The following is a 23882-nucleotide window of genomic DNA, read 5'->3' on the forward strand; positions in this document are numbered from 1 at the left end:
AACATCATGGATCTCGCTGCTTTTCAAAGCATCCTCACTGTTCAAAACATCACTGTGTTTGTATTGGCCATTTTTGTTGGCTACCACGTGGTTTGGAACGTCACTCCTGCGCTACACACACCTTTGATGGCTGTTACCAATGCTATTTCTGGAATCATTATTGTTGGCGCACTCTTGCAGACGGAAGTCATCGGCGGCGATGAAATTACTCTCACTAGCGTGATTGGTGCCGTTGCGGTTTTCTTAGCCTCTATTAATATTTTCGGTGGCTTTATGGTTACCCGTCGCATGCTAGAGATGTTTAAGAAAAAAGCACCTAAAGCAAATGCGGCTGATGCAGCCAAATAAATAGAACAAGATCTATAGAGACCAAAATAATGTCAAACATAACCGCTATTTCTTATCTCATTTCGTCGGTGTTATTCATCCTCGCATTGCGTGGCTTGTCATCACCAACTACCTCACGCCAAGGCAATACCTTCGGTATGGTTGGTATGTTGCTCGCCGTCATTACTACTTTCTTCATTCCGGACTTTAAGCCAGTCTTTTCGCTCATCATTGGTGCCGTTGTCGGTGGTGCCATTATTGGTACGATCGCAGCTAAACGTGTGCAAATGACCAAGATGCCTGAGCTCGTAGCATTGATGCACTCCTTTGTTGGTTTATCAGCAGTATTGATCGCGATTGCAGCAGTCTTTAATCCAGCACAAGACCATACTGGCGCGCAAAAGATTGAACTCTTTATTGGCGCATTTATTGGTGCCATCACCTTTACTGCATCAGTGATTGCTTTCGGTAAATTATCAGGCAAGGTCAGCGGTAAGCCGGTGACCTTCTCTGGTCAGCACTTACTCAACTTAGTCTTAGCTATTGCGATGGTTGGCGCTGGCATCGCTTATTACATGGGCGATAGCCATGCCGCTTTCTTGGCAATGTGCGCGATTGCCTTGGTATTAGGGGTGACCTTAATTATTCCTATCGGTGGCGCTGATATGCCAGTAGTGGTCTCTATGCTCAACAGCTACTCTGGTTGGGCAGCGGCAGGCATCGGCTTTACCTTGAACAACCCAGTATTGATCATTGCAGGCGCTTGCGTAGGTTCTTCAGGCGCAATTCTGTCTTACATTATGTGTAAAGCAATGAACCGCTCTATTGTTGCGGTATTGCTTGGTGGCTTTGGCGCTGAAGCAGCCGCTGGTGGCGGCGATGATGGTGGTCCTAAGAACTACAAAACTGGCTCCCCAGAAGATGCGGCTTTCCTAATGGAGAATGCTGATACTGTCATCATCGTTCCTGGTTATGGTCTCGCAGTTGCGCGCGCTCAACACGCCTTAAAAGAATTAACTGAGAAATTAACTCACCATGGTGTGACAGTGAAATACGCGATTCACCCAGTTGCAGGTCGTATGCCTGGTCATATGAACGTTCTTTTAGCAGAAGCTGAAGTACCATACGATCAAGTATTTGAAATGGAAGATATCAACAGCGACTTTGGACAGGCTGACGTTGTCTTAGTACTAGGTGCAAACGACGTGGTGAACCCTGCCGCCCGCACACCCGGTAGCCCCATTTTTGGCATGCCAATCCTGGAGGCCTTTAAAGCTAAAACAATTATTGTGAACAAACGCTCTATGGCTGCTGGCTACGCCGGTTTGGATAATGAACTCTTCTACATGGATAAAACCATGATGGTCTTCGGTGATGCGAAGAAGGTGGTTGAGGACATGGTCAAGGCTGTTGAGTAAGAGTAAACAATGAGTTACTTCAGAAAACCGCCTACGGGCGGTTTTTTAATGCGCTAAGATACACCAAAGAAGTGTCAACAGAATGCTTCATCACTTTATAAGTCGAGACAATATGCAAATCAAGTCAGCATTACGAGCTTTACTCTTTTCCATATGTAATCTATTGTGGATTGGGTTCGCACACGCACAAACCAACTATCCCACTCGTACTATCCAAACCATCATGCCACTTCAAGCTGGTAGCGGTGTTGATATCTTGATGCGCCCGATTGCGCAGAAAATGAGTGAGGGCTTGGGTCAAGCAATCACGATCGAGAATATTCCTGGAGGTGCAGGGTTAATTGGAACAGTCAAGGTCGCACAAAGTCCAGCTGATGGTTATGTTTTAGGTGCATTTAATGACAGCATCCTAACCATGTTGCCGAATCTTTACAAAAAGATTGATTACGATCCCGTACAAAGTTTTGCACCAATATCTGAAGTTGCTGCAATTACCTTTGTGATGGTTGCCAATCCGTCCTTTCCTGGCAACACTGCAGCAGACTTAGTGCGCATTGCCAAAGAGAAACCCGGCAAGATTGACTATGCCTCTGGAGGCAATGGCTCGCCACAACATATCGGCATGGAAATCTTCCGTCAATATACGGGCGCTCCCATTGTGCATATTCCTTATCGTGGTGCGGCTGCTGCAGTCACTGACGTCATGGCTGGCCAAGTGCCCGTAATGATTAGCGCCCTGTCTGTAGTGCTTCCCCATATTCGCGCCGGGAAGCTAAAGGTATTAGGAGTTGCCAGTAAAGCACGGTCTCCATTGCTAACCAACACACCAACAATCAACGAAAGTGTGAAAGGGTATGAGTTCTCAACCTGGGGCGCTCTGCTAGCACCCAAAGGTACTTCACCAGTCATGATTGAAAAACTAAATGAGTCTTTAGCTACCGCTCTAAAGGACCCGAAAATACGGGAACAACTCATTCAGCAAGGCTTTGAATTTGTCCCGCTTGGCCCTGATCATCTAAAAGAAATGATTGCACAGGGATTGGTGAGGATGAAAAAGGTCATCAAGGATGGCGGCATTCAGCCTGATTGATAAAGAAGAGTAAGCAATAAAAAACGCCTGGTCTTTTGAACCAGGCGTTTTTACTTCAACGATCAGATGACCGCAGAAATGAACAGCTATTACATCATGCCGCCCATTCCACCCATACCACCCATGCCACCCATATCAGGCATACCGCCACCAGCAGACTCATCTTTTGGTGCTTCGGAGATTGCGCAGTCAGTAGTCAACAACAAACCAGCAACAGAAGCTGCATTTACCAATGCTGTCTTCGTCACCTTAGTTGGGTCGATCACACCTTGTGCAACGAGGTCACCGTATTCACCGGTAGCTGCGTTGTAGCCATTATTACCTTTACTTTCTTGTACGGCATTCACAACTACACCAGCATCTTCACCGGCATTGCTGACAATAGTACGAAGTGGCTCTTGCATAGCGCGCAATACGATGCTGATACCAGCGTCTTGATCAGCGTTATCGCCTTTCAAGCCTTTGATACCTTGCATCGCACGAATCAACGCAACGCCACCGCCAGGAACAATACCTTCTTCAACTGCGGCACGAGTAGCATGTAATGCGTCATCAACGCGAGCTTTCTTCTCTTTCATCTCTACTTCAGTAGCTGCACCAACACGAATCACTGCGACACCGCCTGCCAACTTCGCAACACGCTCTTGCAATTTTTCTTTGTCGTAGTCACTAGTCGCTTCGTCGATCTGAACACGAATGTTCTTCACGCGAGCTTCAATCGCTTTAGCATCGCCAGCACCGTCAATAATGATGGTGTTTTCCTTGCCTATTTCAATACGCTTTGCTTGACCTAAGTGCTCAAGAGTCGTTTTCTCAAGTGTCAGGCCAATTTCTTCAGCAATAACAGTACCGCCAGTCAATATGGCGATGTCTTCTAACATTGCCTTACGACGATCACCGAAACCTGGAGCTTTAACAGCACAAGTTTTGATGATGCCGCGAATATTGTTTACAACCAAAGTTGCCAAGGCTTCACCTTCAACATCTTCAGCGATGATCAACAATGGGCGACCAGACTTAGCAACTTGCTCGAGCACAGGGAGCAAATCACGGATGTTGGCAATTTTCTTGTCAAACAAGAGAACGTATGGAGATTCCAATACCGCTACTTGTTTTTCTGGTTGATTAATGAAGTATGGAGAGAGGTAGCCACGGTCAAACTGCATACCTTCAACTACTTCAAGCTCATCTTCTAAAGACTTGCCATCTTCAACGGTGATAACACCCTCTTTGCCTACCTTTTCCATTGCTTCTGCAATACGCTGACCAATGCTATGGTCGCTGTTTGCAGAAATAGAACCTACTTGAGCAATTTCTTTAGTAGTAGTGCATGGCTTGCTAATTTTTGCGAGCTCACCGATTGCGGCTGTCACGGCCTTGTCGATACCACGCTTCAAGTCCATCGGGTTATGACCTGAAACTACATACTTCATACCTTCGCGAACGATAGATTGCGCTAAAACAGTCGCAGTAGTTGTTCCGTCACCAGCGATATCTGCAGTTTTAGAGGCAACTTCCTTCACCATCTGCGCGCCCATGTTTTGAAGCTTGTCTTTGAGTTCGATTTCTTTTGCGACAGTTACACCATCTTTAGTGATAGTTGGACCACCGAATGAACGTTCAATAACCACGTTACGACCTTTTGGCCCCAAAGTAGTTTTTACTGCGTTCGCCAGAATATTGACGCCTTCGACCATCTTGGTGCGAGCGTTATCTCCAAATACAACGTCTTTTGCTGCCATGATTAAATTCCTCTCTTAAATACCGAAATTACTTCTGTACAACAGCCATGATGTCGTCTTCACGCATCACGATGAGTTCGTCGCCATCGACCTTAACGGTTTGACCTGCATATTTGCCAAACAACACGCGCTCGCCAACTTTGACGTCGAGTGCATTTAACTTGCCAGTTTCATCGCGCTTTCCTGGGCCAACTGCCAATACTTCACCTTGATCAGGCTTTTCTGCAGCCGCGTCAGGAATGATGATTCCAGATGCAGTTTTTGATTCTTGATCTAAACGCTTGATGATTACGCGATCATGTAAGGGACGCAAATTCATCTCTTCTCCTATGTTAGTAAGTGTTAACTCATTAAAAATCTATATAAATCAATGCTTTATAATCTCCCACAAACAAACTAAAGCTAATTTACTGGAAAACCAGCTTTTTAGCACTCGCGTGTAGGGAGTGCTGATTATATAGGTCTGATTGCCAAGATTTCAAGGGCAGATCTCCATAAATTCTTTAAGGATTTAACTCTTCCCTATACTTTGGACAGGCTGGTAGGACTATTCCTACAGATAAATCAGCCCAAAGCCCTTACCGCTCCAATCCGTCCTGCCTAGACTGGACAGTCACCGATTGGAGAATGCTGATGAGCCCGAAATCCCGGCTGTACACGCTTGTAAAGGCATGGAAGAACAAACCCTTCCAAGAAGTACGCGACGCCTGTGGCGCACCCTGGCTTGGCCTAAGTGGCCAAGCTCTTGAAGAACACCAATCCTGGTCCAAGCGACAAGCGATTAGTCATGAACCCATTTTTAACTGCAAGGGAACAAAACTGACCAGCTCTTTATTTAGACCATTGCTCGCAGCCTCCGATATGCAATTACTGCGTTTATTTATGGAGGGCTTAGATACGATTTCTTACTGGTATCGAAGTGGCCGTTTTATTCCTGGTATTTTGCCGATCCCAACGCATGTCATTGCTTCAAGTGCTTATGTGGATGCTCTGAGCGACCTCATTCTCAATTCACGACTGCCAGTAGGTTTAGTGACTCTGGGTATGCAATCAATCCCAACTCCAGAACTTGCGGATGACTGCAAAGAAGGCTTACTGCGCATGCGTCGACTTGGAGTCTTGCTGCACTACCTTCAATTCACAGGAAGTGGAGATCAACTGCATTGGGTTGAAGAGATGCAGATGGAGGGAGTCCATTTGGATATGAGCGTTCTTCGCGAGCAAACACTCTCACATGATGCGCTCGCAAAAATCAGACGCTCACCATATTCACCAACACAAATTTATGCAAGCAATATAGGACTCGTTAAAGATTTAGAGAATGCCTCAGATTGGCAAATGGATCACTGCTATGGCGGCCTTATGATGGCGCCAATAAGCCGACATCAAATGCTCCAGATCAATGATAGCCGCATAGCAAAAGCCATTTTTTCGCTGCACCCTCATCAACACCTAAACCTAAACGGAGACAAGTAATGAGAAAACGCGTGATGTTGGTAGATGACCATCCAGCAATGCTGATGGCTCTTAAAAGTATGTTGCAAGACCAGTTGCTATTCGAGGTAGTGGGCCAAGCCCAGAATGGCGAGGAATGCCTTCGATCCATTAAAGAGGTCAATCCAAATATGGTCATTCTAGATCTGGATATGCCTAAAACAGATGGATTTGATGTTATTCGACGCATTGGTCTTATGTACCCGGATGTGCGCATGTTGATTTTATCCAGCATGGATGAAGCAGTTTATGGCGGTAGAGTGCGATCTTTAGGCGGTCATGGCTTTGTCAATAAAACGGCTGGTGCTGATGTCATCTTGGCAGCTTGTGTTGCAATCTCTCAGGGTTATAACTTTTTCACCCACGGGAAAAATGGTAATAGCTCTTTAACTGATAACGACAAACTTGCCCTGATTTCCGACCGAGAATTACAAGTCATGAAATACCTTGGCAAGGGTAATACTAACCAACAAATTTCTGACATGCTTCACATCAGCAATAAAACAGTGGCTACTTACAAGACACGAGTCTTTGACAAGCTTGGTATCAACAATATTGCAGATTTGATTTTGTTCTGCCGAATGAACAATATTATCGAAAGCTAAACAGTATGCATCGATTCATCATTCGCTCTATTGTTATGTCTGGCTTAATTTCTAGTGGTGCATTACACGCCATGAACTTGAGCCCTGTAGAGCAACGGTGGATCGATGCCCATCCAGTAGTGCACTTTAGTATTCATGAAAAATATGCCCCATATCTTGAAAATCAACCAGGCCGGGGAACAGCTGGAGTTTTCAATGGATTACTCCAAAAGCTTGGGAACTTTACCCAGCAAGAATTTCGTCCAAAGTGGAGACGATCAGAGCAGGAAGGATTAAAGCAACTCTCTAGCGGTGAAGTTGACTTCATGATTGATCCACCCACCATGAATGATGACTACCTTCGCTTTGGCTCCTTATCAGAAGCTATCTTTTGGGGGCAGGATGCAGTTGTTACTAGAACAGATAGAGCAAGTAGCATGATTTCTCCAGCAAACATTGCTTACTTTGATCGCGGCTATGAAAACTCACCAATAGGATCTGACCCACAAGCCCGCGTTTCAAATCATGCAGAAAAACTCATGGTTGATCTCTTAAAAAATGATATCGAGGCATTAGTACTTCCCATTCGTTTGGCACAACAACTCATTGAGAGGCTGGATAAACCACAAGTACAGATTGATGGCTTATATCAGCGCGAGCCTTTTGCCTATCGATGGTTGGTTTCGCATGAAGATGCTGCGCTTCATGCAGTGCTCGATCGATTTCTAGATAACCTTGACCCCATAGAGTCACGTCAACTCTTTGCGCTAGAGATCAACAAGCCAGAAGTCAGAAGCAATTACTGGAAGACGCTACCCTGGCTATCGACCTTAGCAATATTTTTAGGTGGAAGCTTGCTGCTATGGCAGATGCGTAAAAGACAGTTACTTCAAGAGCAAGAGGCTGCGACGCTACTCTCCTCAAAAGAACTGGCTGAAAAAGCAAACGCCGCCAAGTCCTCCTTCTTAGCAACCATGAGCCATGAAATTCGTACGCCGATGAACGCCATTCTTGGGGTACAAGAACTGCTCTTAAATAGCCAACAATTTCCTCCGCATGAAAAATCTTTACTAAAGAGCGCCCATACTTCTGCCGAATCCCTTTTAGGGATTCTCAATCAAGTATTAGATCTTTCTAAAATTGAAGCAGGTAAGCTGATCTTGAACCCAGAACCCTGCTGCCTCAATAGTTTGATCGACAATATTGATCATGCGTTCTCGGCGGTCGCTCAAAAACAAAATCTCAGACTCCATACCTCCAAGGATCCTCGGATTGCTGAAGTGCTCATGATTGATTCATTGCGCCTGCGTCAAACCTTACAAAACCTCATCAGCAATGCCATTAAATTTACCGATCATGGTGAAATTTACTTCTCCATAAGTGTTTTAGCAGATGATCATGCGGGTCAACTCATTGAATTTCGTGTAATTGATACTGGCGTAGGCATGGGTGCAGAAGAAATTCATCTTGCTCTACAAGCCTTTGAACAGATTCCAGGCAAAGGTGATCAAGAGAATGGCACTGGTCTTGGTCTAACGATTACCAATCATCTTGTCACCTCCATGAACAGCCAACTTTACTTTGAGAGCGCTCCTGGTTTTGGAAGTAATATCCATTTTTGCGTAGCCTTCCCACGTACGAGCATTGCACCATCAAAAAATCAATGTCCTACAGGTTTAACCTCTAGAAAACTCGTCTCAAAAAATCCTCGGGAGAAAGATCGGGAACTATTTGCCTTGGTGGTCGAGGATCATCCTGCAAGCAGGCAGATTATCTCCCTGCAGCTTCAAGCGCTTGGCATCCAAGTATCCGTCTGTGATAACGCCAACACAGCACTTAAGATGATTACTGAAGATGACTTTGATCTTTTAATCACAGATCAATCGATCCCGGGTATGCAGGGCTCTGAATTAGCACAAAAAATTCGAGCACTGGGTCTTAAGAATCTTGTCATCATTGGGGTAACGGCAGATATCTACGCCCTTGAATCTCGCTACCAGTTTCTAGCAGCGGGTATGAATGGTGTACTCATTAAACCCCTCAGCCTCATGAGTCTTGAAAATGAGCTCGCACGTTATTTTGACTCCAAAGAGGTAGTTCAATATGGATCGCCTTCTGAGGGAGATTACCGGTTTGATGCCTTCTCCAATCTTCTGAAAAATAATCCTGCACATATACTCGTCATACTGGATGAGATTAAAAAAGTGCATGACGAAACTCTACTAGCGATTGACTCTGAGGCCCTCGATGAAGCGACCGTATCAAGCCTCATTCATAAGGTGAAGGGTGGCGCACAATTGCTTAATGCAAAGAAATTTATTCAATCCTGTGAATCTTTAGAAAAAGATCAGGATCTTCAAAATAAGATCTCTTCTTTCCAAAAGCTTCTTGAGGAACAAAACCAAGTAATCAAGCGTTACCAAACAAAGTATGCTGCCCCCTAAACCTGGGGAGATTTATATTCTGGCTCTCTAGGTTTATTCTATGGTGAATGAAACAAGCCATTCACCGATTAGCTTACCTATTTTTAGCAATCCTTTGGATTGGTAACCCCCTCATCGCTCATGCTGCGAAATCGGGAAATCTTGTAATCCCTCCTGCTATTGCAGGCAGCTTAGAGCGCAATCAGATCCCACTAGATGCTATTAGCATTTCGGTAACCGAAATTGAGCAAAGTAAGTCTGGCAAGTACGAAGCCAAAACTATCCTAGACTGGCGCGCTACTGAGGCCATGAATCCCGCCTCAACCATGAAGGTACTTACAACGCTGGCTGGCCTGGATATTCTTGGGCCACAGTATCGCTGGCGTACCAAAGTATTTACTGATGGGTTTATTCGTAAGGGCACACTTAAAGGCAATCTCTATTTGCAAGGTAGTGGCGATCCTAAAATGATCCCCGAAGAGCTTGCCAAGCTCATGAAGAACTTGCAAGCACTGGGTATCCAAAAAATTGATGGTAATTTATTGTTTGATCGAAGCGCCTTTGCTCCCAACGTCATGGAACACAACACGATTGATGGCGAATCACTGCGTGCGTATAACGTGCCGCCAGACCCCTTGCTATACGCGTTTAGAACGCTGTCCTTTCAAATAGGCAAATCACGCACGGCTGACTTCATCGATCTTAGCTATACACCTGCATTATCCCAACTCAAGGTTGTAAACCAAATGCAATTGGTTGACCGTTCCTGTGATAGCTGGAAAAGTAATATTCGCTTTAGCCTAGAACCAGAAACAGGGAGCAATACAGACCGATTACTGACTGCTCAGTTCTCAGGCGTCTTTCCTAGTAGCTGCAAGGGGGTTGATTACAACGTGGTCGCTCTTGATGCCAATACCTTTCTAACACAAGGATTTACTGCAGCCTGGGAATTAGCTGGCGGCACTTGGGCAAAGCCCCCTACCGGCAAAGATGCCGTAGTCCCAATAGCCGCGAGACTTTTGCTGCAGTTCGAAGGCATCAATTTGGCCGAAGATGTGCAGGATATTAATAAATACTCCAACAATGTGATGGCGCGCCAACTCTTACTCACACTAGCACTAGAAAAAATGGGTAAACCAGCAACCACTAGTAATGGGGAGCTTGTCATACAAGGTTGGCTCAAACAAAATAGTTTGGAGTTCCCTGGCCTAGTGATCGAGAATGGCTCTGGTCTATCTCGCAATGAAGCTATTTCTGCAGGGCAAATGAATCAACTATTGCTAACCGCCCACAACCTACCAATTAAAGAGGTGTTTTATAACAGTCTGCCAATTGCTGGGGCAGATGGCACTATGCGCAATCGCTTAATGACGCAACTCCGAAAATTTTTACATCTTAAGAAAAAGCCTGAGGCCAGAATTAAAACGGGATCACTTGCTGATGTACGCGCAATTGCTGGCTACGTAGTGAGTAAATCTGGAAAGATGTATGCAGTAAGCTCTTTTATTAACCATCCTAATGCATGGCGTGGCTTAGATGCCCACGATCAATTGCTGTCGTGGTTATTAGAAGGTGGCCCTGAACCAAAACAAGCACGCTGAAGTCGATCTCTAACGCCATCCCATTCCTCACCAGCAGGAGGCTCCGGGAATAAAATGAGATCCCAACCCTGCTGATCCAGATCCCTGAGCGTACGATAAAGACGGCTAGCAAAAGTAGCGGCATCACTAGATACAATTATTTCTTCAACATCAATTGAGGGATGGTCTTCCAAAACCAAGGAAGACTCTGAGTCCCACACCGCTACCGCCACTCGTGACTTAGTATCGGGGAACTCACTGAGCGCATCTAGCACTCGCCCTGGAGCATATAAGCGTAATGGGGTAGTTGGTGCGTAGTGCGCTTTGAGACTACCTGATACTCTGGGAAGACCATCAAGGTCTTTCAATGCTTCACCGACTTGATAGACCTTGATTCCCGTCTTGGCAAAAATTGCTTTCGGAGTAATCAATCCTGGGCGAAGTAAGACCGCATGATCGCCACTTGATAAATCAATAATGGTCGACTCGATCCCCACTTCACAATCGCCACCATCAAGCACCATCAATCCTAATTCACCATCAAACTCACTGCGAACATCAGCCGCGCTAGTGGGAGATACCTTACCAAAACGATTTGCTGACGGCGCTACAACACCGCCCTTAAATTTTCGCAATAACTCTTGAGCCACCGGATGGGCTGGTGCACGAATCGCAACGGTATCTTGACCTCCAGTAAGATCACTCAGAACACTCTTATCTTTTTTGAATACCAGCGTTAATGGTCCAGGCCAAAATGCATTCATGAGTTTGAGTGCATTCTCAGATAAATCTCTTACCCATGGCGCTAAGACTGAGACCCAGTCCACTTGAGTTTGGTCAAATTTATCTGGTGCTGCTAAATGCACAATTAAAGGATGGTTTGAAGGTCTACCTTTCATTGTGAAGATCTTCTTAATGGCCTCAGGATTTCTGGCATCTGCCCCTAAGCCATATACCGTCTCAGTAGGGAATGCAACTAATCCGCCATTACGTAAGGTTTGAACCGCTTCATCAATCACTGCAGAAGATTGCAGTGGCGCACTGTCCGATGTGTCCCTAGACATTTCTAGGGCTCGATACCTAATTCAGTAGCAACAGCTGCACAATTTTGGCGTGCTTCATTTAAAACTTCACCTAAGCAATTAATGTGTCCCATTTTTCTGCCAATACGGGGGGCTGATTTTCCATAGAGGTGTAACTTCACATCGGGATGCGCAAGCACTTTATCCCAAGCAGGTTCTTTTGCCTGATCTTCGCTACCCTCGAACCAAAGGTCGCCTAGAAGATTTAACATCGAAACAGGCGCCAATTGACGAGTGTCACCTAATGGCAAGCGAGCCATAGCTCTGACTTGCTGCTCAAATTGACTACTCACACAAGCATCCATGGTGTAGTGACCGGAGTTATGGGGGCGTGGTGCGATCTCATTAGCAACGATGTCGCCATTCTTCAGAATGAAAAATTCAATACACAGTACGCCTACATAATCAATCTTCCGAATCAGCGCTTTGGCCGCTTCAATAATTTTCTTTTCTTGAGCAGGCTTTAAGGATGGTGCTGGGACCGTAGAGGTATGCAAAATACCATCGCGATGAATATTTTGAGAGACAGGATAAGCAACTACCGTATCGTCATAGCCCCGGACCACTAAGGCAGAGACCTCAAAGTCCAATTCCATACGTTTTTCTAATACGCAAGGCACTTTACCTAGCTCAGCCCAGGCAGCGGGCAAGTCAGCAGCAGCAAGGACGGTGATTTGACCCTTACCGTCATAACCCATGCGAGCTGTTTTCAAAATCCCAGGGAACAGTTCTCCTGGCGTATGCGCAATATCAGCATCGTGCTCAATGACAAAGTTTGGAGCTGGCCCAATATTGGTTTCAGACTTCCAGGTAGCCAAGAAATTTTTTTCAGCAATCCGGTTCTGCGCCAAAGAAACACAGCTACTACGAGGAGCAACAAAAACACCTAAAGATTCCAACTCATCTAATGCTTGTGCAGGAACATTTTCAAATTCAGTACTCACAGTTGAGCAGAGAGATGCCATTTCCTTTAAAGCTGCAGAATCGGTGTAATCAGCTTGGATAAATTTTTCAGCAATGGAGCCTGCGGGACTATCAGAACCCGGGTCTAGAACGCAAACTTTGTAGCCCATCGCTTGAGCAGCCTGAGTGAACATCCGCCCTAATTGACCGCCACCTAATATTCCTAAATACGAACCCGGCAAAATGGGTTCCATGCGCTCTGCCATGTAATTAATATCCCGGCAAGTTCATAGAACGCGCGGTATCGGATTGCTTCACGCGGAACTCTTCAAGACGCTTAGCCAAATCAGCATCATGCAAGGCTAAGCCGGCAATGACGTGCAAGGCGGCGTTTGCTGCACCAGCTTCGCCAATCGCAAAGGTTGCTACAGGAACACCCTTTGGCATTTGTACGATCGAATATAAAGAGTCTTCACCACGCAAATATTTGCTGGCGACTGGAACACCATAAATCGGAATAATTGTTTTAGAGGCCAGCATACCTGGTAAGTGAGCTGCTCCACCTGCACCAGCAATGATGGCTTGCAAGCCATTAGCTTGGGCGTTTTCAGCATACTGGAACATATCATCGGGCATGCGGTGTGCGGAGAGTACTTTTGCTTCGTGAGCAATACCAAATTGCTCAAGCATCTGAGCGGCGTGCTGCATGGTATCCCAATCTGAATTGGAACCCATCACTATTCCGACTATTGGCTTCTTGCTCATTTACCTCTCCAAATGCCCTAACTATCGAATCAATATCTATTGAGGACTCTATTATCCCTGAGTTAGGCCTACTCAGTTAAGCGACTCAGGGCTTCACGATACTTTTGAGCGGTCTTTTCAATCACTTCAGCGGGTAATTGCGGGGCAGGCGCTGTCTTAGGCCATAGCTGGCCATTTACCTGCGCAGTTTCCAGCCAATCACGCACAAACTGCTTGTCATAGGACGGTGGGTTTGAGCCCACGTAATAGGTCTCAGCTGGCCAAAAACGTGAAGAATCTGCCGTGAGAATCTCATCCATTAAAACCAATTGACCGGCATCATCCAGACCAAACTCAAACTTCGTATCGGCAATGATGATTCCGCGAGTAGCAGCATATTCAGAAGCTTCTTGATAAAGACGAATGCTGACTTCACGAATTTGATTGGCTAATTTTTCGCCAATCAACTCAATAACCTTTTCAAAGGAAATATTTTCATCATGCTCACCAACTTCAGCTTTAGCGGCAGGAGTGAAAATAGGTTTGGGCAATTTTTGGGCGTTCTCTAATCCAGCGGGCAATGCAATGCCACAAACTTTATCGGTGTCTTTGTAATCCTTCCAACCGCTACCAGCAAGATAGCCTCGCACCACTGCCTCAACTAATATAGGCTTTAAACGCTTCGCAACTACTGCGCGCCCCTTAACTTGCTCCACTTCATCAGCTGCGACGACAGTTACAGGATCGATACCAGTCAAATGGTTTGGGATTACCTTGCTTAACTTATTAAACCAAAAGTTAGCCATTTGATTGAGGACAATACCTTTTTCTGGAATAGGCTCGCCCATCACTACATCAAACGCAGATAAGCGATCCGTTGTAATCATGAGAAGCTTATCATCGCCCAGTGCATAGACATCACGTACCTTGCCTTTGGACAGCAAAGGCAATGACTTAATCGAAGTTGCGTATAGAGCGGGCATATTTAAATCACTTGACGATCTGAGCTAACTTGCCGCTCTTATACAGCTCAGCCATTTTTTCCAAAGGAATCGGTTTAATTTTAGAAGCTTGGCCAGCAGAACCAAATGCTTGGAAACGCGCAATACAAACTTTCTTAGCTGCTTCACGGGCTGGCTTCAGATAATCACGTGGATCAAATTTGCTTGGGTTCTCAAACAGATAACGACGGATAGCACCCGTCATCGCCAAACGAATATCGGTATCAATGTTGATCTTACGAACACCATTCTTGATGCCCTCTTGAATCTCTTCAACTGGCACACCGTAGGTTTCTTTCATATCACCACCAAACTCACGAATCTCAGCGAGCAACTCTTGTGGCACGCTAGAGGAGCCATGCATTACCAGGTGGGTATTCGGAATACGCGCATGGATTTCTTTAATACGATCAATTGCCAAAATATCGCCCGTAGGTTTTTTGGTGAATTTATAGGCCCCATGACTGGTACCAATCGCAATAGCCAAGGCATCACACTGAGTTGCCTTCACAAAGTCCGCAGCCTGCTCCACATCCGTTAACAATTGCTCGCGAGTCATCTTGCCATCAGCACCATGGCCATCTTCTTTGTCGCCCTGCATGGTTTCTAAAGAACCTAATACGCCAAGCTCAGCTTCAACGGTAACGCCAATAGAGTGAGAGAACTTCACGACTTCTCTAGAAACATCTACGTTGTATTCATAACTTGCAACAGATTTGCCATCAGCCTCTAGGGAGCCATCCATCATGACACTCGTAAAACCGCTCTTGATAGCAGCCATACAGACTGCTGGGCTTTGACCGTGATCCTGATGCATCACTACTGGGATGTGAGGATAAGCTTCAACTGCTGCAGATATCAGATGACGCAAGAAGGCTTCACCAGCATATTTACGAGCGCCAGCGGATGCTTGCATGATCACTGGAGAATCAGCCTCATTTGCAGCTTCCATAATCGCAGTCACTTGCTCTAAGTTATTGACGTTGAAAGCTGGTAAGCCATAGCCATTTTCGGCAGCATGATCCAAGAGTTGTCGTAAAGATACTAAAGCCATGATGTTCTCTTAATGTGTATTGAGTAAATAGTTAAATTTGATGAGTGGTGAATTACTTCACATGAATGATCTTGAGGGTATTGGTGCCGCCGGGCTCACCCATTGGCTCACCAGAAGTTAATACCACCGTATCACCTTTTTTGACTGCGCCTAATTTCTTTAAGCATGCCTCCACTTCCTGCAAGGCAGTGTCACGATCCTTGGTGTAATCCAAGCCAATTGGCGTGACATTACGGTAAGTACTTAAGGCACGTTGAGTGGCAATCTTAGAGGTCAATGCAAAGATGGGCACATGAATATTGTGACGACTCATCCAAATTGCCGTTGAACCTGAATCAGTCAAAGCAGCAATCGCGTTTGCATTGAGGTGATGAGCGGTAAATAAAGCGCCTAAGGCAATCGTTTGATCAATGCGCGTAAAGGTTTGATCCAAGAAATCGGTATCTATTTTGACGCGATCTGACTTCTCCGCCTCCACACAGATCTCTGCCATCGCTTTGATGGTTTGAACTGGATACATGCCAGCGGCAGATTCAGCAGAAAGCATAACGGCATCAGTACCATCTAGCACTGCGTTTGCCACGTCGCTGACTTCTGCACGCGTTGGCACTGGAGCATTAATCATGGACTCCATCATTTGGGTGGCAGTGATTGTGAATTTATCGGCTTCAAGAGCCCATGCAATCATGCGTTTTTGCAAAGCTGGTACTGCGGCATTGCCAACTTCAATCGCTAGGTCACCACGGGCAACCATGATGCCATCGCTTTCAGCAATAATGCTTTTTAATGCTTCAGGCTCAATCGCTTCTGCACGCTCTACTTTAGCAATTGTTCTTACCTTACCAACGCCATACTTAACGCTAGCAGCATCTGCTAACTTGCGCGCGTAAGCCATATCAGCACCATCTTTAGGGAAGCTGATCGCTAAAAAATCAACGCCCATTGCAATGGCTGCATCCAAGTCAGCAATATCTTTTTCAGTCAAAGCGGGTGCAGTTAAGCCACCGCCAGCACGATTAATGCCTTTATTATTTGAGAGCGGGCCACCTTGCTCCACGAGCGTGAAAATTTCTCCGCCCTTAACACTTTCAACACGGAGTACAACTAGACCGTCATTTAATAAAAGACGATCGCCCGACTTCACATCGCTAGGCAGTTCTTTATAGTCGAGGCCAACACGTTCTTGATTGCCAAGCTCACAAGCCACATCGAGAATAAATTTCTCGCCCTCTTTCAGCAAAATTTTGCTGTCCACAAATTTGCCAACACGAATCTTTGGTCCTTGCAGATCGGCCATGATGCCAACTTCTCTGCCGACCTCAGCAGAAATGCTGCGGACTAAATCGTGACGTGCCTTATGATCTGCCACGGTGCCGTGTGAAAAATTCATGCGGACCACATCAACACCCGCACGAATCATGTCGCGTAAAACTTCAGGCTTTTCTGATGCTGGCCCTAAGGTTGCAATAATTTTGGTCGCTCTAAGCATAATTAGTCTTTCGCCCTTTCGGCAAGAACTGCAAAGGCTGGGAGGGTTTTGCCTTCGAGAAATTCCAAGAAAGCGCCCCCGCCAGTTGAGATGTAATCCACTTGATTTTCAATACCATACTTGGCAATCGCTGCCAAAGTATCGCCACCACCTGCAATCGAGAATGCAGGTGAATGAGCAATTGCTGCAGCCAACATTTTCGTACCGCCACCAAACTGGTCAATCTCAAATACACCGAGAGGACCATTCCAAACGATCGTGCCAGCATGCGCAAGCATGATCGATAAACGTGCCGCCGTCTTGGGGCCAATATCCAAGATCATGTCATCTTCTGCAACTTGATCTGCAGGTACACGGTTTGCGCGAGCTAGTGGCGAGAGTTCATTCGCGACCACGACATCTTCGGGAATGGGCACATGTGCGCCACGCTTTTCCATGAGATCCATGATTTCTCGGGCCTCATTAACCAAGTCTGGCTCAGCAAGAGACTTCCCAATTGACAAGCCCTTCGCCAACATAAATGTATTCGCAATACCACCACCAACAATCAACTCATCTACTTTTTCAGAGAGTGCTTTGAGAATGGTCAACTTAGAAGACACTTTAGAGCCTGCCACAATCGCTACGAGCGGGCGCTTCGGACTTGCTAACGCACGACTCAAAGCATCTAACTCAGCCGCCATTAGTGGCCCAGCACAAGCAATCGGTGCAAACTTCGCCACCCCATTCGTGGTTGCCTCAGCACGATGTGCTGTGCCAAAGGCATCATTTACATATACATCACACAGAGCAGCAATTTTTTTTGCTAACCCATCATTATTCTTTTTTTCACCAACATTTAAACGGCAGTTTTCTAAAAGAACTATTTCGCCTGGATTGACTTCAAAGCCGCCATCTACCCAATTACTAATCAAAGGTACTTTACGATTGAGTAAAGTGGCAATGCGATCTGCTACCGGAGCCAAACTATCTTCAGGCTTAAATTCACCTTCAGTGGGTCGACCTAAATGTGAAGTGACCATCACCGCTGCGCCAGCATCCAAACACATTTGTACCGCTGGCATGGATGCCCGAATACGAGTGTCTTCGGTAATATTTCCAGCCTCGTCTTGCGGCACATTGAGGTCAGCGCGAATGAAGACCCGTTTTCCCTTTAATTGGCCTGATTGGGCTAATTCGCTTAAACGCTTAACTTTAAATAAGGATTCCGGCATGAAGATGGCTAAATATGGTGATTTATGGGAAAACTCCATTCTAAATCCTCTAGCCCTGCCACACCGAAGGACCCAAGCATCTGACTCGGCAGCCTGCTCTACAATAGAGCTTTGGACGCACTTTGAGTCAAAAGGCCTAAAACCCCCTGACCTGGCATCCCGATTAATCCGCTGTTACATATAGCCTATAGACATAAAAGGTAGAGAAAATGTCGATGTCCGACCGCGATGGCTTTATTTGGTCCGATGGGAAGCTAATTCCTTGGCGTGAGGCCAATATTCACGTTCTAACCCATAGCCTACATTACGGCATGGGCGTATTTGAAGGTATTCGTGCCTATAAAACCCCCCAAGGTACCGCGATTTTCCGCCTCCCAGAGCACGTTAAACGTCTCTTTAATGGCACCAAGATCTTCCAAATGAACATGCCTTATAGCCAGGAAGAGATCACTAAAGGCATTATTGACGTAGTGAACAGCAATAAGCTGGAATCCTGCTATATCCGCCCCATCATCTTTATTGGCTCCCAAAAACTGGGCATCTCCCCTAAAGGCAATAGTATTCATACTGCCATCGCCGCATGGGAATGGGGTGCTTATTTAGGCGAAGATGGCCTCAATAAAGGCATTCGCGTTAAAACCTCTTCCTTTACCCGCCACTTCGTGAATTCTTCACTTGTGCGCGCCAAAGCATCTGGCTATTACATCAACTCCATTCTGGCTAATCAAGAAGTCACCGCCAATGGATACGACGAAGCGTTATTGCTTGATACCGAGGGTTATGTTTCTGAAGGCTCTGGCGAGAATATTTTTATGATCAGTAATGGCATTATTTACACGCCTGACTTAGCCTCCTGTCTTGACGGCATCACCCGTGGCTCGATCATTCAGATTGTGAAAGACATGGGACTTGAGTTGCGTGAAAAACGTATCACTCGCGATGAGATCTACTCTGCTGATGAAGCCTTCTTTACTGGCACCGCCGCAGAAGTGACACCAATTCGTGAACTTGATGACCGGACGATTGGTGACGGTAAGCGCGGCCCTATCACTGAAAAAATTCAGAAGATCTATTTCGATGCGGTCTATGGCAGAAGCGACAATTACAAATCCTGGCTTACTTACGTTAAATAAGTTAAATCAAATTTAGCTAATAGGAAGTAGAACATGACTCAAGCTCAAGCAATGATGGTGGATGGTAAAGATCTACCATTACATTGCCCTACCAATAAAACGCCTGCATGGAACTCTCATCCACGGGTATTTTTGGATATCACTAAAACCGGGGAAGCAAAGTGTCCGTATTGCGGCGCTGAGTACAAACTCATTCCTGGCACAGAGCCACACGGGCACTAAGCCTTATCAGCACCTCCGACTAACTCGGGGTGCTGAGTCGGGATACATCACATGCAAGGTATTCTGATCATCGCTCCCAACTGGATTGGGGATGCTGTCATGACACAGCCTTTATTGACAAGGCTTAAGGCGCAATATCCAGAATCAAAAATAGATGTACTTGCTAGCACCTGGGTTGCGCCTATTTATCGGGCCTGTCATGCAGTGAACGAAGTCATTGAAGCAAAGTTTGAGCATCAGCAATTACAGTGGAGATTGCGCAAGCAGCTAGCAAAAGATCTTCAATCTAAAAACTATCAAGCCTGCTTTGTTTTACCCAATAGCTTTAAATCTGCTCTCATTCCCTGGCTGGCGAACATTCCATTCCGTATTGGGTATCGCGGTGAACTTCGTTATGGCTTAATTAATTTATCACTGGATAACCCAAGCAAAATCAATCGCCCACCGATGGTAGAGCACTACCTCGCCCTTAGTCAGCTCTTACAAGATGACGAAGAAAATTCATCATCCACATTAAGACCAACACTTAATATTTCATCTCTTGCAAAGCGGTCCGTAGAGCAAAAATTGGCGGGGGCCAACATCAACCCCAAGTCTCTTTTTGTATTCTGCCCAGGTGCTGAATACGGTCCCACAAAGCGCTGGCCTACCAAGCATTTCGCTCAGCTTGCAAAAAATATTCTTGAAGAAGATGCAAACGCCCAAATTATTCTTTTGGGTGGTAAAGGTGATCAAGAAATTGCACAAAACATTCAAGCAGAAACCGGCCTTCACTCGAACATACATAACTGGTGTGGCAGCACTTCGTTGGATGAAGCGATTGCTCTGATTGGCATAGCTAAGGCAGTAGTGAGTAATGACTCTGGATTAATGCATATTGCAGCGGCGCTGAAAACTCCTCAGGTAGCCATTTTTGGGTCGAGCGACCCCGCGCACACTCCGCCCTTATCTGATAAGGCTAAAGTGCTTTGGCTTAATCTTCCCTGCAGCCCTTGTCACCAAAAGATCTGTCCATTAGGTCACTTACGGTGCCTCAATAACATCCTGCCGCAGCAAGTTTTGGCTACACTGAATACCTTGCAATAAATTCTCAGGAAACATGAGCCATGACCAAACTAGCCAGACTCTTTCACAATGCAGATGAGGTGGTTGAGGCTTGGCGTGATGCTCTGCGTCATCGAGACGTTAAAGGTGCATTAGACATTTGGTTGGATGATGACTCCATCACTTGCGTACTTCCTGAGGGACATCGTCTCAGTGGTCACGCAGAAATTCGTGAAGGTTTAGAAAGACTGTTATCTAAACAAGCCTTATTTTTAGAGCCAATTGCTTGTATTAGCCACTCTATTCTTGGAGCGGCGGTGTATGACACTACAGAAGCCGTTCACCTAAGAGCAGATCAAGTCGAGGCTGAATTTTTTCTCAACATCACTTTAGTACTGTTACAAGATAGTCAAGGTTGGCGTATTGCTCACCTGCATGCTAGTCGTTCAACGGATGACACGTTTGATGCACCCTCTACTCCACACGGCTTGCATTAATTAATATGGACGAGCAAGTACTGCGCTCGCTCATTAAATGGCCCAATGTGCCAGATTGTTTTGGCTGGTTAGACTTAGATCGCCGTGGTCAATGGCGGATGATTGACGAATTTTCACAACAAAATAAATTACCAGGTCAGGTCATTCAACATACTGCTTTAAATGAATTCATCTCCCGCAATTACGCGAGCGACCAATTAGGAAGATTCTTTTTCCAGAATGGTCCGCAACGGGTTTTCATTAGCCTAGTAGCAACGCCTTGGATTGTCCGGATCATCCCTAGCGAACAAGGCCAGCAACTCATAACCCAATGTCAAACGCAAATGAAACCAAGCGCTGCGCTTAGTGATGAGAATGGCAGTATCTATATTCTTGGATCGATTAAGCAAGCAATTTATCAAGACCTTAAGACCCAACAGTTTGAAGTCGAAGAACACGCTAGCATTGCCCTTTTGCATGATCATGATTTAGATCAATTTTCCGAGCTAGCCCAGCTTCGCGAAGAGGCCTGTAGTTTCGGTGGATCTTGGAATTGGCATGGCGAACAATTACCTCTAGACCCAATATATTCCGAAGAGCTAGCTAAGCGATTTGGTTTCGTGAAACAACCAAAGCCTTAACTCCAAAAACCTAAACCTACCCAGGAAGTTGTTTACCCTGCTCTTTGAGCTCATCTTGGTATTGCCTTTGCATTTCACGAAGACGCGCATCAATGCTCGAACCTTGGTAAAAATCTGAGCCACCGGCACTGCGAGCAATTTTGAGTTGCTCAATTGCAGATGGCCAAGCACCCTCAAGCGCATATTTCTCACCCAAAGCATAGTGACGCATAGGCACATTATTTGCCTGATCATACGCATTTGATAGCATGCTCCACCAAACAATTTCATTTGGCTGGGATCTGGTGCGAGACTTTAGCCAAGCAATCGCATCATTAGTGCGACCCGTCTTGAGCTCGGCATTCACCATGGCTGCTCCAGCAGCGTAAGACTGAGGATAAGCACGCAATGCAGCCTGTGCAATCTGTAAAGCTTCTTCTTTTTTACCCTTAGCCAAAGCAAGCTCTGAGGCGGTAATCTCAAGGGATAGACTTTGACGCTGAATCGGCGAGCCCGGTGCACTAGCCTTTTGCGCTAAATTGCGAGCCTGTTGTAAATCGACTTCTGCCTGATCCCATTTACCCTGACGCTGAGCGATGAGTGAAAGCCCATAAAAGCCTTCCATCTGTTTACTAATTGGTTGCTGCTTACTGAGACTATCAAAAGTATTTTTTAAGTCGTAGAGCCCACTCGAGCTACCAGCCTGCTCCATTCGAGCGCGCGCCTTAATAAAATAAAACTCAACAGCAGTTGGTACATTACGAGAAGGAACAGTACGTGCGCGATCCTGCATATCAGCGATACGATCAGTAGTTAAAGGGTGAGTGCGCACATATGCTGGTACGCCCTTATCCATAATGCCAGTCGCTTTTTGCAAACGCTGAAAAAAACCGGGGGCACCATTCACATCATATCCACTGGCATCCAAAATCTGAAAGCCAATACGATCCGCCTCACGCTCTGCATCTCTTGAATAAGACAGTTGATTATTGATTGCTGCGGCTTGACCACCCTGCATTAAGCCAGCAGCGGCCTGAGGATTGCGTGACATCGCCAATGCACCTAATACCATGCCAGCAATCGCAATCATGGTATTTGTTGTCTGCTTATCCATTTGTCTGGCTAGGTGGCGCTGCAAGACGTGACCTGTTTCATGACCCATGACTGAAGCAACTTCAGAGTCCGACTCTGCACTGACTATCAAACCAGTATGAAAACCAATAAAGCCGCCCGGTAAGGCAAACGCATTAATGCTGCTATCTTTAACCGCAAATACTTCAAAGTTATAGGCGCCGCTACCTTGTTCGTTCGCACCACCAAGTTGTAATTTTTTAGCGGCCTGTAATAAGCGGCGCTCCATTTGATTGAGGTAGTCATATATAGGCAAATCATTTGAATAATCTGCGTCAGGCCTAATTTGGCGCATGATCAACTCACCGTATCTTCGCTCGTCTACCCGACTTAAAGCATCACCGCCTGGATCACCCATGTCAGGCAAAATAATCGTTGGCTGACTTTGAAGAGTATTGCGTGTTGGAGCATTAGCAGGACGGGCATCTGGAGACTGCATCGCCCGACCAATATTTTGGATGGCGGCAGAATTTCCCTCTACAGAAACATCTCCAGTAGCAGGTGCGGCATACAGAGGAGTAGTCCCAGTACAAGCCAGCCCCAGAACGAGGTGCATCGCTAAAAGACGCTGCCAAACCGAAATATTTTTAACAGACTTTATATCTTGCATCCCTATATGGTAAAACTTATCCCATGAACAAACTAACTCATTTTGATGCCAGTGGCCAAGCCCACATGGTAAATGTTGGCAATAAGCCCAATACTCATCGCATAGCAATTGCTACCGGGACTATTACGATGCTTCCGGAGACCTTTAAAATGGTTGAGGCTGGCACCCATAAAAAGGGTGATGTTTTAGGAATTGCTCGTATTGCAGGTATTCAAGCTTCCAAAAGAACTTCGGATCTGATTCCTCTGTGTCATCCACTGGCACTCACTCACGTTAACCTCGAATTTCAACCAGATCAAAAAACGAGCAGCATCGCTTGCCAAGTTAGGGCCGAAACTACGGGGCCAACGGGCGTAGAAATGGAAGCCCTCACCGCAGTCCAAGTTGCCCTTCTCACAATCTATGACATGTGCAAAGCAGTAGACCGTGGCATGGTGATGAGTGATGTCAAGCTGTTGGAAAAAAGTGGCGGTAAATCTGGGGAATGGAAGGCTGAATAAT

23 protein-coding genes are annotated in these 23882 nt (G+C 45.9%); 13 read left to right on the forward strand and 10 right to left on the reverse strand.

Translation table 11 applies throughout. The features are described from left to right. Nucleotides 1-6: 6 nt before the first annotated feature. The 3 genes from C2756_RS09440 to C2756_RS09450 all read left to right on the forward strand — a co-directional run bounded on the left by C2756_RS09440 (nt 7) and on the right by C2756_RS09450 (nt 2835). Nucleotides 7-348 (forward strand): proton-translocating transhydrogenase family protein, encoded by a 342-nt coding sequence (locus C2756_RS09440; RefSeq protein ID WP_173956392.1) that lies wholly within the window; start codon nt 7-9, stop codon nt 346-348. A gap of 29 nt (nt 349-377) precedes the next feature. After that, nucleotides 378-1745: an NAD(P)(+) transhydrogenase (Re/Si-specific) subunit beta gene (locus C2756_RS09445; RefSeq protein ID WP_215295778.1), complete on the forward strand. Its 1368-nt coding sequence runs from the start codon at nt 378-380 to the stop codon at nt 1743-1745. 112 nt (nt 1746-1857) lie between these two features. Continuing rightward, the gene (locus tag C2756_RS09450) at nt 1858-2835 is read left to right on the forward strand and encodes a tripartite tricarboxylate transporter substrate binding protein (RefSeq protein WP_215318909.1); all 978 of its coding nucleotides are present in this window, start codon (nt 1858-1860) and stop codon (nt 2833-2835) included. An 89-nt stretch (nt 2836-2924) separates the two neighbouring features. Here the strand turns inward: C2756_RS09450 and groL are convergent, their stop codons facing one another. After that, nucleotides 2925-4577, reverse strand: a complete 1653-nt coding sequence (gene groL, locus C2756_RS09455) for a chaperonin GroEL (RefSeq protein ID WP_215318911.1) — start codon at nt 4575-4577, stop codon at nt 2925-2927. A 28-nt stretch (nt 4578-4605) separates the two neighbouring features. Next, entirely contained in the window at nt 4606-4896 is a 291-nt protein-coding gene (locus C2756_RS09460) for a co-chaperone GroES (protein WP_215295781.1), read from the reverse strand. Between the two features lie 314 nt (nt 4897-5210). Between C2756_RS09460 and C2756_RS09465 the strand changes: the two genes are divergently transcribed. From C2756_RS09465 to dacB, 4 genes are read left to right on the forward strand one after another with little or no spacing between them, the layout of a single operon-like run. Continuing rightward, nucleotides 5211-6053: a diguanylate phosphodiesterase gene (locus C2756_RS09465; protein WP_215318913.1), complete on the forward strand. Its 843-nt coding sequence runs from the start codon at nt 5211-5213 to the stop codon at nt 6051-6053. After that, nucleotides 6053-6676 (forward strand): response regulator transcription factor, encoded by a 624-nt coding sequence (locus tag C2756_RS09470; RefSeq protein ID WP_215318914.1) that lies wholly within the window; start codon nt 6053-6055, stop codon nt 6674-6676. Before C2756_RS09465 ends, C2756_RS09470 begins: the two co-directional genes overlap by 1 nt. A gap of 5 nt (nt 6677-6681) precedes the next feature. Then, nucleotides 6682-9099, forward strand: coding sequence for a response regulator (locus C2756_RS09475; RefSeq protein WP_215318916.1), 2418 nt, complete (start codon nt 6682-6684; stop codon nt 9097-9099). A gap of 47 nt (nt 9100-9146) precedes the next feature. Beyond that, the gene (dacB, locus tag C2756_RS09480; RefSeq protein WP_215318918.1) at nt 9147-10679 is read left to right on the forward strand and encodes a D-alanyl-D-alanine carboxypeptidase/D-alanyl-D-alanine-endopeptidase; all 1533 of its coding nucleotides are present in this window, start codon (nt 9147-9149) and stop codon (nt 10677-10679) included. On the opposite strand, the gene C2756_RS09485 is transcribed toward dacB, so the two are convergent. The 7 genes from C2756_RS09485 to C2756_RS09515 all read right to left on the reverse strand — a co-directional run bounded on the left by C2756_RS09485 (nt 10625) and on the right by C2756_RS09515 (nt 18145). After that, entirely contained in the window at nt 10625-11722 is a 1098-nt protein-coding gene (locus C2756_RS09485; protein ID WP_215318920.1) for an L-threonylcarbamoyladenylate synthase, read from the reverse strand. The two genes, dacB and C2756_RS09485, sit on opposite strands and share 55 nt — an antisense overlap. Before the next feature lie 2 nt (nt 11723-11724). Continuing rightward, a complete protein-coding gene (locus C2756_RS09490; protein ID WP_215318922.1) occupies nt 11725-12909 on the reverse strand; it encodes a 5-(carboxyamino)imidazole ribonucleotide synthase in 1185 nt (394 codons plus the stop codon). 4 nt (nt 12910-12913) lie between these two features. Continuing rightward, complete coding sequence (gene purE, locus C2756_RS09495; protein ID WP_215318924.1) at nt 12914-13408, reverse strand: 5-(carboxyamino)imidazole ribonucleotide mutase; 495 nt, start codon at nt 13406-13408, stop codon at nt 12914-12916. 68 nt (nt 13409-13476) lie between these two features. Further along, nucleotides 13477-14370 (reverse strand): phosphoribosylaminoimidazolesuccinocarboxamide synthase, encoded by an 894-nt coding sequence (locus C2756_RS09500; RefSeq protein WP_215318926.1) that lies wholly within the window; start codon nt 14368-14370, stop codon nt 13477-13479. A 7-nt stretch (nt 14371-14377) separates the two neighbouring features. Continuing rightward, nucleotides 14378-15442 carry a class II fructose-bisphosphate aldolase gene (gene fba, locus C2756_RS09505; protein WP_215295790.1) on the reverse strand — a complete coding sequence of 355 codons (1065 nt, stop codon included), beginning with the start codon at nt 15440-15442 and terminating at the stop codon, nt 14378-14380. A gap of 52 nt (nt 15443-15494) precedes the next feature. Next, on the reverse strand, nt 15495-16931 hold the full coding sequence (pyk, locus tag C2756_RS09510; RefSeq protein WP_215318927.1) for a pyruvate kinase: 1437 nt from the start codon (nt 16929-16931) through the stop codon (nt 15495-15497). 2 nt (nt 16932-16933) lie between these two features. Continuing rightward, complete coding sequence (locus tag C2756_RS09515; RefSeq protein WP_215297500.1) at nt 16934-18145, reverse strand: phosphoglycerate kinase; 1212 nt, start codon at nt 18143-18145, stop codon at nt 16934-16936. A 209-nt stretch (nt 18146-18354) separates the two neighbouring features. Here C2756_RS09515 and C2756_RS09520 point away from each other — a divergent pair, with 209 nt between their 5' ends. From C2756_RS09520 to C2756_RS09540, 5 genes are read left to right on the forward strand one after another with little or no spacing between them, the layout of a single operon-like run. Beyond that, a complete protein-coding gene (locus C2756_RS09520) occupies nt 18355-19278 on the forward strand; it encodes a branched-chain amino acid transaminase (RefSeq protein ID WP_215318929.1) in 924 nt (307 codons plus the stop codon). Nucleotides 19279-19311: 33 nt separating this feature from the next. After that, nucleotides 19312-19500 (forward strand): zinc-finger domain-containing protein, encoded by a 189-nt coding sequence (locus C2756_RS09525; protein ID WP_215295793.1) that lies wholly within the window; start codon nt 19312-19314, stop codon nt 19498-19500. Between the two features lie 51 nt (nt 19501-19551). Beyond that, nucleotides 19552-20586 carry a lipopolysaccharide heptosyltransferase II gene (gene waaF, locus C2756_RS09530; RefSeq protein ID WP_215318930.1) on the forward strand — a complete coding sequence of 345 codons (1035 nt, stop codon included), beginning with the start codon at nt 19552-19554 and terminating at the stop codon, nt 20584-20586. Nucleotides 20587-20606: 20 nt separating this feature from the next. Further along, nucleotides 20607-21041, forward strand: coding sequence for a nuclear transport factor 2 family protein (locus C2756_RS09535; protein WP_215295795.1), 435 nt, complete (start codon nt 20607-20609; stop codon nt 21039-21041). Between the two features lie 5 nt (nt 21042-21046). Beyond that, nucleotides 21047-21661 (forward strand): DUF2946 family protein, encoded by a 615-nt coding sequence (locus tag C2756_RS09540; protein WP_215318931.1) that lies wholly within the window; start codon nt 21047-21049, stop codon nt 21659-21661. A 16-nt stretch (nt 21662-21677) separates the two neighbouring features. Here C2756_RS09540 and C2756_RS09545 read toward each other — a convergent pair whose 3' ends face one another. Next, entirely contained in the window at nt 21678-23381 is a 1704-nt protein-coding gene (locus C2756_RS09545) for a M48 family metalloprotease (RefSeq protein ID WP_215318933.1), read from the reverse strand. A 23-nt stretch (nt 23382-23404) separates the two neighbouring features. Here C2756_RS09545 and moaC point away from each other — a divergent pair, with 23 nt between their 5' ends. Then, nucleotides 23405-23881, forward strand: coding sequence for a cyclic pyranopterin monophosphate synthase MoaC (gene moaC / locus C2756_RS09550; protein ID WP_215318935.1), 477 nt, complete (start codon nt 23405-23407; stop codon nt 23879-23881). Nucleotide 23882: the final 1 nt, after the last annotated feature.

The organism is Polynucleobacter sp. UB-Siik-W21 (assembly GCF_018687415.1).
GTDB lineage: Bacteria > Pseudomonadota > Gammaproteobacteria > Burkholderiales > Burkholderiaceae > Polynucleobacter.

What these genes read in the sequence shown, in the direction of transcription:
- C2756_RS09440 (WP_173956392.1), top strand. Translation starts at nt 7, where the DNA reads ATGGATCTCGCTGCTTTTCAAAGCATCCTCACTGTTCAAAACATCACT.
- C2756_RS09445 (WP_215295778.1), top strand. Translation starts at nt 378, where the DNA reads ATGTCAAACATAACCGCTATTTCTTATCTCATTTCGTCGGTGTTATTC.
- C2756_RS09450 (WP_215318909.1), top strand. Translation starts at nt 1,858, where the DNA reads ATGCAAATCAAGTCAGCATTACGAGCTTTACTCTTTTCCATATGTAAT.
- groL (WP_215318911.1), bottom strand. Translation starts at nt 4,577, where the DNA reads ATGGCAGCAAAAGACGTTGTATTTGGAGATAACGCTCGCACCAAGATG.
- C2756_RS09460 (WP_215295781.1), bottom strand. Translation starts at nt 4,896, where the DNA reads ATGAATTTGCGTCCCTTACATGATCGCGTAATCATCAAGCGTTTAGAT.
- C2756_RS09465 (WP_215318913.1), top strand. Translation starts at nt 5,211, where the DNA reads ATGAGCCCGAAATCCCGGCTGTACACGCTTGTAAAGGCATGGAAGAAC.
- C2756_RS09470 (WP_215318914.1), top strand. Translation starts at nt 6,053, where the DNA reads ATGAGAAAACGCGTGATGTTGGTAGATGACCATCCAGCAATGCTGATG.
- C2756_RS09475 (WP_215318916.1), top strand. Translation starts at nt 6,682, where the DNA reads ATGCATCGATTCATCATTCGCTCTATTGTTATGTCTGGCTTAATTTCT.
- dacB (WP_215318918.1), top strand. Translation starts at nt 9,147, where the DNA reads ATGAAACAAGCCATTCACCGATTAGCTTACCTATTTTTAGCAATCCTT.
- C2756_RS09485 (WP_215318920.1), bottom strand. Translation starts at nt 11,722, where the DNA reads ATGTCTAGGGACACATCGGACAGTGCGCCACTGCAATCTTCTGCAGTG.
- C2756_RS09490 (WP_215318922.1), bottom strand. Translation starts at nt 12,909, where the DNA reads ATGGCAGAGCGCATGGAACCCATTTTGCCGGGTTCGTATTTAGGAATA.
- purE (WP_215318924.1), bottom strand. Translation starts at nt 13,408, where the DNA reads ATGAGCAAGAAGCCAATAGTCGGAATAGTGATGGGTTCCAATTCAGAT.
- C2756_RS09500 (WP_215318926.1), bottom strand. Translation starts at nt 14,370, where the DNA reads ATGCCCGCTCTATACGCAACTTCGATTAAGTCATTGCCTTTGCTGTCC.
- fba (WP_215295790.1), bottom strand. Translation starts at nt 15,442, where the DNA reads ATGGCTTTAGTATCTTTACGACAACTCTTGGATCATGCTGCCGAAAAT.
- pyk (WP_215318927.1), bottom strand. Translation starts at nt 16,931, where the DNA reads ATGCTTAGAGCGACCAAAATTATTGCAACCTTAGGGCCAGCATCAGAA.
- C2756_RS09515 (WP_215297500.1), bottom strand. Translation starts at nt 18,145, where the DNA reads ATGCCGGAATCCTTATTTAAAGTTAAGCGTTTAAGCGAATTAGCCCAA.
- C2756_RS09520 (WP_215318929.1), top strand. Translation starts at nt 18,355, where the DNA reads ATGTCGATGTCCGACCGCGATGGCTTTATTTGGTCCGATGGGAAGCTA.
- C2756_RS09525 (WP_215295793.1), top strand. Translation starts at nt 19,312, where the DNA reads ATGACTCAAGCTCAAGCAATGATGGTGGATGGTAAAGATCTACCATTA.
- waaF (WP_215318930.1), top strand. Translation starts at nt 19,552, where the DNA reads ATGCAAGGTATTCTGATCATCGCTCCCAACTGGATTGGGGATGCTGTC.
- C2756_RS09535 (WP_215295795.1), top strand. Translation starts at nt 20,607, where the DNA reads ATGACCAAACTAGCCAGACTCTTTCACAATGCAGATGAGGTGGTTGAG.
- C2756_RS09540 (WP_215318931.1), top strand. Translation starts at nt 21,047, where the DNA reads ATGGACGAGCAAGTACTGCGCTCGCTCATTAAATGGCCCAATGTGCCA.
- C2756_RS09545 (WP_215318933.1), bottom strand. Translation starts at nt 23,381, where the DNA reads ATGCAAGATATAAAGTCTGTTAAAAATATTTCGGTTTGGCAGCGTCTT.
- moaC (WP_215318935.1), top strand. Translation starts at nt 23,405, where the DNA reads ATGAACAAACTAACTCATTTTGATGCCAGTGGCCAAGCCCACATGGTA.